The sequence below is a fragment of the Alteromonas sp. ABE4_545 genome (genome assembly GCF_056161325.1).
Map to the genome: position 1 here is coordinate 1 of NZ_JBSWYY010000095.1, position 224 is coordinate 224.

The following is a 224-nucleotide window of genomic DNA, read 5'->3' on the forward strand; positions in this document are numbered from 1 at the left end:
CCTTCGGGAGGACGATTACCACTTTGTGTTTCATGACTGGGGTGAAGTCGTAACAAGGTAACCCTAGGGGAACCTGGGGTTGGATCACCTCCTTACCAAAAGTCGACGGACATTCATTGATGCAGTGCCTACACAGATAGTCTTGTTATTATTAAGAACGACCATTTATATGGGGCTATAGCTCAGCTGGGAGAGCGCCTGCCTTGCACGCAGGAGGTCAGCAG

The 224-nt window shown here is 50.0% G+C and carries 1 rRNA gene; it reads left to right on the plus strand.

The features are described 5' to 3' along the window. Window positions 1–95, plus strand: a 16S ribosomal RNA gene (locus ACXAH6_RS20470); the annotation flags it as partial. Between the last annotated feature and the right edge of the window lie 129 nt (window positions 96–224).